The 6,432-nt window shown below is 54.5% G+C and carries 8 protein-coding genes; 7 read left to right on the top strand and 1 reads right to left on the bottom strand.

What is annotated here, in order from left to right; all coding sequences use genetic code 11:
• Positions 1 to 307: 307 nt before the first annotated feature.
• From PH256_RS09590 to PH256_RS09575, 4 genes are all read left to right on the top strand, one after another.
• Positions 308 to 1,237 (top strand): carbohydrate kinase family protein, encoded by a 930-nt coding sequence (locus tag PH256_RS09590; protein ID WP_270913960.1) that lies wholly within the window; start codon positions 308 to 310, stop codon positions 1,235 to 1,237.
• 4 nt (positions 1,238 to 1,241) lie between these two features.
• The gene (locus PH256_RS09585; protein WP_270913958.1) at positions 1,242 to 3,140 is read left to right on the top strand and encodes an alpha-amylase family protein; all 1,899 of its coding nucleotides are present in this window, start codon (positions 1,242 to 1,244) and stop codon (positions 3,138 to 3,140) included.
• A gap of 234 nt (positions 3,141 to 3,374) precedes the next feature.
• Positions 3,375 to 3,935, top strand: a complete 561-nt coding sequence (locus PH256_RS09580; RefSeq protein WP_087184857.1) for a DUF308 domain-containing protein — start codon at positions 3,375 to 3,377, stop codon at positions 3,933 to 3,935.
• 15 nt (positions 3,936 to 3,950) lie between these two features.
• A complete protein-coding gene (locus PH256_RS09575; protein ID WP_270913957.1) occupies positions 3,951 to 4,325 on the top strand; it encodes a desulfoferrodoxin family protein in 375 nt (124 codons plus the stop codon).
• Positions 4,326 to 4,400: 75 nt separating this feature from the next.
• Here the strand turns inward: PH256_RS09575 and PH256_RS09570 are convergent, their stop codons facing one another.
• Entirely contained in the window at positions 4,401 to 5,285 is an 885-nt protein-coding gene (locus PH256_RS09570) for a DMT family transporter (RefSeq protein WP_270913956.1), read from the bottom strand.
• A 222-nt stretch (positions 5,286 to 5,507) separates the two neighbouring features.
• Here PH256_RS09570 and PH256_RS09565 point away from each other — a divergent pair, with 222 nt between their 5' ends.
• Genes PH256_RS09565 through PH256_RS09555 form a run of 3 tightly spaced genes read left to right on the top strand, consistent with a single transcriptional unit; the run spans position 5,508 to position 6,330 of the window.
• Complete coding sequence (locus PH256_RS09565) at positions 5,508 to 5,891, top strand: GntR family transcriptional regulator (protein WP_087184860.1); 384 nt, start codon at positions 5,508 to 5,510, stop codon at positions 5,889 to 5,891.
• Positions 5,888 to 6,115: an ATP-binding cassette domain-containing protein gene (locus PH256_RS09560; RefSeq protein ID WP_442866658.1), complete on the top strand. Its 228-nt coding sequence runs from the start codon at positions 5,888 to 5,890 to the stop codon at positions 6,113 to 6,115. The genes PH256_RS09565 and PH256_RS09560 overlap by 4 nt, the downstream gene beginning before the upstream one ends.
• The gene (locus PH256_RS09555) at positions 6,097 to 6,330 is read left to right on the top strand and encodes an ABC-2 transporter permease (protein WP_087184861.1); all 234 of its coding nucleotides are present in this window, start codon (positions 6,097 to 6,099) and stop codon (positions 6,328 to 6,330) included. Before PH256_RS09560 ends, PH256_RS09555 begins: the two co-directional genes overlap by 19 nt.
• The last annotated feature ends 102 nt before the right edge of the window (positions 6,331 to 6,432 follow it).

Here is a 6,432-nt window from a genome sequence, read left to right as displayed (position 1 = left end):
GAACATCCGGAACCGAATAGAGCGGTTCCGGATGTTTTATTTTTCCCGCAAGTAAAGTCTGTTGTTTCCGTCATTCGGGAGCACGCAAACAATTAAAATTTTCCATCCCGAAATATTTTTTCGTGTTTACTGAAACCTTTGTATGATTCATCAATTTTCCTGCAAAAAATTTGTTAAAACGAGCCCCAAGGAAATGCCGGAAAAGAATTGTCAATCGTTTTAACTTATGCTATCATACAACTCGAAATCATTTTGTTTGGAATATATTTTTAAAAGTAATTTAGTGAGGTGACCCTTTACGACGGACATTACAACGATCGGCGAGGTACTGATTGATCTGACTCAAACCGGCGTCAATGACCAGAACGTACCGATGCTGGCTGCAAATCCCGGCGGTGCTCCCGCCAACGTGGCCGTGGCTGCCGCCCGCCTGGGCGCACAGACCGCCTTTTGCGGAAAGGTGGGGCGCGATGGCTTCGGGAGCTATCTTTCTCAGGTACTGCAGGAAAACGGTGTGAACGTTTCCGGCCTGCATACCAGCAAAACACCTACCACCATGGCGGTGGTCACGCTGTCGCAGGAAGGCGAGCGCTCCTTCCGTTTCGTCCGGGGTGCAGACGTTGAGCTTTGTCCGGAAGAGATCGACATCCGCAGCCTGGCAAACACCAAAGTGCTTCATTTCGGTTCGGTGAGTCTGACCGCGGGAGCTGCCCGGTCCGCTACTATCTTTGCGGCCCGGCAGGCCCGGCAGCAGGGTGTACTGGTCAGTTATGACCCCAACTACCGCGCCTCCCTCTGGGAAAGCGAAGAGAATGCAGTGGAATGGATGCGCAACCCTCTGCCTTTGGTGGACCTGATCAAGCTTTCGGAAGAGGAGCTTCCCCTGCTGACCGGCACAGCTGACCCGGAAACGGCAAGCCGTTATCTGGAGGAGCTGGGCATCCAGCTTGTCCTGATCACCATGGGAGAAAAGGGCGCTTTCTACCGCTGGCAGGGAAAAACCGGCGTTGTGCCCGGTGTGGCTACCTCTGTCGCCGATACCAATGGCGCCGGCGACACCTTCCTTGGCGCAGCGCTCAGCCGCCTGACTGCCCGCGGCGACCGCCCCCTGGAAAAACTGACCGCTGAAGAATTGGAGAAGGTTCTGGCCTTTGCCAATCGGGCGGCATCCATCACCTGCTCCCGCAGCGGAGCGATTCCCGCTATGCCCACATTAGACGAATTGGAGGAAGAATAATCCGATGGCGAAGAGCACGAAGAAAAGTTCTACCCCGCGCAAGAAAACCAGCACCTCCCAGACCACCAGCGCTTTTGACCAGCGCCTGGGCAAATATTATGATGAACTGAAATGGCTGTATTGCGAGCTGTACAATGGCGATATGGCCGCGTTCGATTACTTTTTGGGCATGCTCCGCCGCAGCTGGGACGAGCGGAAAGAGGATCTGCGCGCCCAGGATGCGCGCCGTGAGGCCGATCCCAACTGGTACCGTCAGCGGGAGCTGCTGGGCATGATGCTCTATACCGGCGCCTTTGCCGGCACCCTGGAAGGCGTGAAGGAAAAGCTGCCCTATCTGGAGGAGTGCGGCGTTAACTACCTGCATCTGATGCCCCTGCTGGAAAGCCCGAAGGGTCGGAGCGACGGCGGCTATGCCGTGGCGAATTTCCGCCGTGTCCAGCCTGAGCTGGGTACCATGGAAGACCTGGAAGCCCTGGCGGATGCCTGCCGTGCCAAGGGCATGAGCCTGTGCCTGGACTTTGTAATGAATCATACCAGCGAGGATCATGAGTGGGCCAAAAAAGCCCGTACCGGTGAGCCCGGCTACCGGGAACGGTATTTCTTCTACGACAACTGGGACATTCCCAACCAGTTTGAGAAAACCGTTCCTCAGGTGTTCCCCACCACCGCTCCCGGCAGCTTCACCTGGCTGCCGGACTGCAATCAGGTGGTTATGACCTCCTTCTACCCCTACCAGTGGGACCTGAACTATGCAAATCCGGTGGTCTTCAACGACATGACGGAAAACCTGCTTTACCTCACCAACCGGGGCATTGATGTGATCCGTCTGGATGCTGTTCCCTATATCTGGAAGCAGTTGGGCACCAGCTGCCGCAACCTGCCGCAGGTCCACACCCTGGTTCGCATGATGCGCATTGTGTGTGAGATCGTCTGCCCCGGTGTTCTGCTGCTGGGTGAGGTGGTTATGGAGCCTGCCAAGGTGGTCCCCTACTTCGGCACCCCGGAAAAGCCCGAGTGCCACATGCTCTACAATGTGACCACCATGGCCACCACCTGGCACACACTGGCCACCGGCGACGTTTCTCTGCTGCGCCATCAGATGGACACCGTATGCGCTTTGCCCCGGGAGTTTCTGTTCCTCAACTACCTGCGCTGCCATGATGACATCGGCTGGGGTCTGGATTACACCTGGCTGGGCGGCCGCTTTGGCTCGGACGAGGTTGCACACAAGAAATACCTGAATGACTGGTTCACCGGCAAGTGGCCCGGCAGCGACAGCCGGGGCGAGCTGTACAACGACGACCCTCGCCTTGGCGACGCCCGCCTCTGCAGCACCACCGCATCCCTGTGCGGCGTGGAGGCTGCAGACTACGAGAAGGACCCCTTCAAGCTGGAGCGCGCAATCGCCTGCGATTTGATGCTGCACGCATGGATGCTCATTCAGAGCGGCATCCCCGTGCTGTACAGCGGCGACGAGGTGGGTCAGCTGAACGACTACTCCTACCATCAGGACCCCGAGCGCTGGGATGACAGCCGCTACATTCACCGGGGCAATTTCCAGTGGGTGCTGGCTGAGCTGCGTCACGACGGCTCCACCCGTCAGGGCAAGCAGTTCATGGGCCTGCGCAAACTGGAAATAATCCGCGCCGCCGAGCCTGCCTTCGACAGCCGGGCGGATGTTTGGACCTTTGACACCGGTTCCGAGCATGTGCTGGGTGTGGGCCGCTGGTACCAGGGGCACAAGCTGATCGCATTCTTCAACTTCAGCAACCAGTTCGTCACCGCCTCCAGCCCCGAGCAGGGTACCTTTGAGGAATTGGTATACGGCGGAACCCGCAACAGCCTGCAGAACGTGGAGTTGTATCCCTTCGGTTTCGCCTGGTTCCTGAACCGTCAGGAGTAATCCCTACCATTTGGCATTTACATACTTGCAAAAACAGCCCCGGCATCCTGAATGCCGGGGCCTTTTTGTTATAAAAAACGATCTTCCCGATGAATTTTCCCGAATATGAAATTCCGTTGTCTGGCACACCGATTCTCAGGGCTGCAAATGGTACGATGATAACAACAAAACAGCAGACACAAAACAAATTCCCCGTCTTCTGTTTCCTTCCATTCTTATTTTAGGAGGCAATTTATGTTTCAATTTTTCTGGACTCGTACCGCTTCTGTCTGGGTCGCTGCACTGTATATCCTGATGGGCATTCTGCTCTTTGTGTTTCCTGCCGCCAGCAGTACTCTTTTCGTTTGGGCACTTGCTGCCGGAGCCGGTGCATACGGGCTCATCCACCTGATTCGCTATCTGCAGGCCCGCAAAATGGGCTGCGGCAATCCGGGCGACGTATTTCTCGCCGTTCTTCCCGCCGCATTCGCCGCCTTTTCCCTGATCTGGCCGCAGGCCGTATTGTCGGTTCTGCCGCTCGTACTCGGTTCCCTTCTTCTGGTGGACGGCGTCGGCAAACTCCCCCTGGCATACATGGGTGTTCGGGAACAGCATCCCGGCATGATCCCCATGCTGCTTTCCTCCATCATCCCGATCCTTCTGGGCGGGCTGATCATCATCAATCCCTTCACCACCATGCAGCTGGTTGTAATGGTATTCGGCGCAACACTTGCCGCAGACGGCATCAGCGATCTGGTCACCGTCATTATGGAAAAGCGTTCTGCACAAACCATTCAACACCACTCATCCATCTGAACAAAGGAGTTCTTTATGAAATTTTATCAATGCGAACACTGCGGCAACCTTGCCGTTAAACTGACTGATTCCGGCGTTCCGATGGTGTGCTGCGGCACACCCATGACGGAAGTGCTCCCGGGCACCCGAGACGCCGCTGCAGAAAAGCACGTTCCCATCCTTCACCAGAACGGAATGGACATCCTGATTGAAGTGGGCCAGATCTCGCATCCCATGAGCCCGGAGCACCGCATCCTGTGGATCGTTCTGGAAACCAACTTGGGGTTCCATGTCCACTACCTTGCCGCCGGAGACAGCCCCTCCACCACCTTCCGTCTGGACAAATACGAAAGCATCCGCGGTGTATACGCTGCCTGCAACCTGCACGGCATCTGGGAATCCGTACTCTGACTCCATCCCACACAGAAAGAACCGCCCTTCCGGGAAAACTTCCGGGAGGGCGGTTCTTTGCTGCCACAAATTCGTTCATCCGTTAACTTTTACTTTCGGTGTCACCTCATTCCACAAAGTGAAGCCAAGAATCAGCAGCCCCCCGACCATCTGCATGGGAGTCAGGCTTTCCCGCAAAAGCAGCACCGATACCAAAACGGCCACCAGCGGATCGATATAGCTTAAAATTGCCGCCTTTTGCCCCGGCAGCTCTTTCAGCGAGGAGAAATACAAACAATAGGTGACACCGGTGTGCACCAATCCTACCACCAGCAGGCAGACCCAACCGGTGGCATCCAGCTTGGAAAGGGTCACGCCGCTGGTAACGCCCACATAGGGAATCAGCACCAGAATGGCGGCAATGAACTGAAGGAAGGTGCGATGGATGCCCTCCACATTTCGGATAAATTTGTTCAGCAGGATTACCGCTGCATAGAAGCAGGCTGCGCCAAGACCGAAGGCAATTCCCAGCAGGTGGTTGCTCCCGGATGCCATATCCCCCACCCCGGTGATCAGAACGATTCCCAGAGTGGACATGGCAAAGCAGATCCACTGTTTGATGGTCATTTTCTCCTTGAACAGGATCGGGCAGGCCACCGTCACGATCACCGGCGCAAAATAATAGCTCAGGGTTGCCACTGACACAGTGGTGTACTTGTACGCCTCGAACAGCAAGATCCAGTTGAACCCCATGGCCACGCCGGACAGCAGCAACAGCGGGAGCTTCCTTCGTATTTTACGAAACGGGATGGTTTGTTTGGTCGCCACAAAATAGACCAGAAGCAGCAGTGCCGCCAGAATCGCCCGATACAGGGCCAACTCCCCTGACGACACCGGTATATTCCGCACAAACAATCCCAGGGTGCCGAACACGACCATGGAAATGATAAGCATCAATTGCGGGCTTGCGGGCTGCTTCATTGCGATATGCTCCTTATCCTATTAATTCCAACGGCTCTGATTGAAAGCCGCTTTTCGCCGGGCTTTTTCTGCGGCGTTGCAGGATGCTTTTTATTTTATCATATTCCAGTGATAAAGTGAAGACACAATACCGATTTTCCAATTGCTCTTGACAGCTGTATCACGGCGTACTACACTGTACTTGTTATAGTAATACAGTTTAGATAAAACGGTGGTGAGCATTTGGATATCGTTGTAAGCAACAAGGCAAGCCGGCCTTTGTATGAACAGATTTCCTCCCAGATCAAAGCGGCCATTATGAGCGGCGAGCTGAAGGCAGGAGATGCCATTCCCTCGGTTCGATCGCTGGCGAAGTCCCTGCATATCAGCATTCTTACCGTGCAAAAAGCCTATGCCAGCCTGCAGGAAGACGGCTTCATTGAAACCACTGCGGGAAAAGGCTGCTATGTATCTGCCCAGAATCAGGAGTTCTATCTGGAAGAACAGAAGAAAAAGATTGAGGAAAAGTTTGGCGAAGCAATCGAGATCGCCCGTACCAGCGGAATATCTCTGGAGCGGCTGATCGGCTTGCTGACACTCATGTATCAGGAGGATGACCGAGAATGACCGACGCATTGACCATTTCAGGCTTGAAGAAAAGCTATCCAGATTTTGTACTGAATGGCGTTTCCTTTTCCGTTCCCCGGGGCTCCATTGTGGGACTGATCGGTGAGAACGGTGCCGGAAAAAGCACCACCATCAGCGCCGCACTGGGTCTCGTCCAAGTGGTTTTGAGGTTGGGCTTACCTTATCCTTCTTTTCCATCGCGGTCATGTATCCGCTTGTTCTGAAGCTGGGCACTGAGAAAAACGAACTGATTCTGCTTTTGTCCACATTCGGCGCGATTGGAATGCAGCTGCTGCTTGCCGCAGGTTTATCCAAATGGACCGACGGCATGAATATGCGGCATCCGCTTGTGGAGGCAACCGGAACCATCGCTGCAATCCTACTTTTCCTTGCCTCTTACTTCGTTTCTGTGAAGATTCATAAGAGCAAAGAGTTTTAATCCAACTTTATAAACCTGCCAAAAGAGCCGGTAACTACAAGAAATGATATTCTTGTGCGTTACCGGCTCTTTTTCTGTGCGCAGCAGGTTCTTACCCCTTTT

It is taken from the genome of Allofournierella sp. CML151 (assembly GCF_027853465.1).
Taxonomy (GTDB): Bacteria; Bacillota; Clostridia; order Oscillospirales; family Ruminococcaceae; genus Allofournierella.
The sequence above is the reverse complement of the archived record's forward strand: the minus strand, read 5'-3'. Positions and strand labels throughout refer to the sequence as shown.

What these genes read in the sequence shown, in the direction of transcription:
- PH256_RS09555 (WP_087184861.1), top strand. Translation starts at nt 6,097, where the DNA reads ATGTATCCGCTTGTTCTGAAGCTGGGCACTGAGAAAAACGAACTGATT.
- PH256_RS09585 (WP_270913958.1), top strand. Translation starts at nt 1,242, where the DNA reads ATGGCGAAGAGCACGAAGAAAAGTTCTACCCCGCGCAAGAAAACCAGC.
- PH256_RS09580 (WP_087184857.1), top strand. Translation starts at nt 3,375, where the DNA reads ATGTTTCAATTTTTCTGGACTCGTACCGCTTCTGTCTGGGTCGCTGCA.
- PH256_RS09570 (WP_270913956.1), bottom strand. Translation starts at nt 5,285, where the DNA reads ATGAAGCAGCCCGCAAGCCCGCAATTGATGCTTATCATTTCCATGGTC.
- PH256_RS09575 (WP_270913957.1), top strand. Translation starts at nt 3,951, where the DNA reads ATGAAATTTTATCAATGCGAACACTGCGGCAACCTTGCCGTTAAACTG.
- PH256_RS09560 (WP_442866658.1), top strand. Translation starts at nt 5,888, where the DNA reads ATGACCGACGCATTGACCATTTCAGGCTTGAAGAAAAGCTATCCAGAT.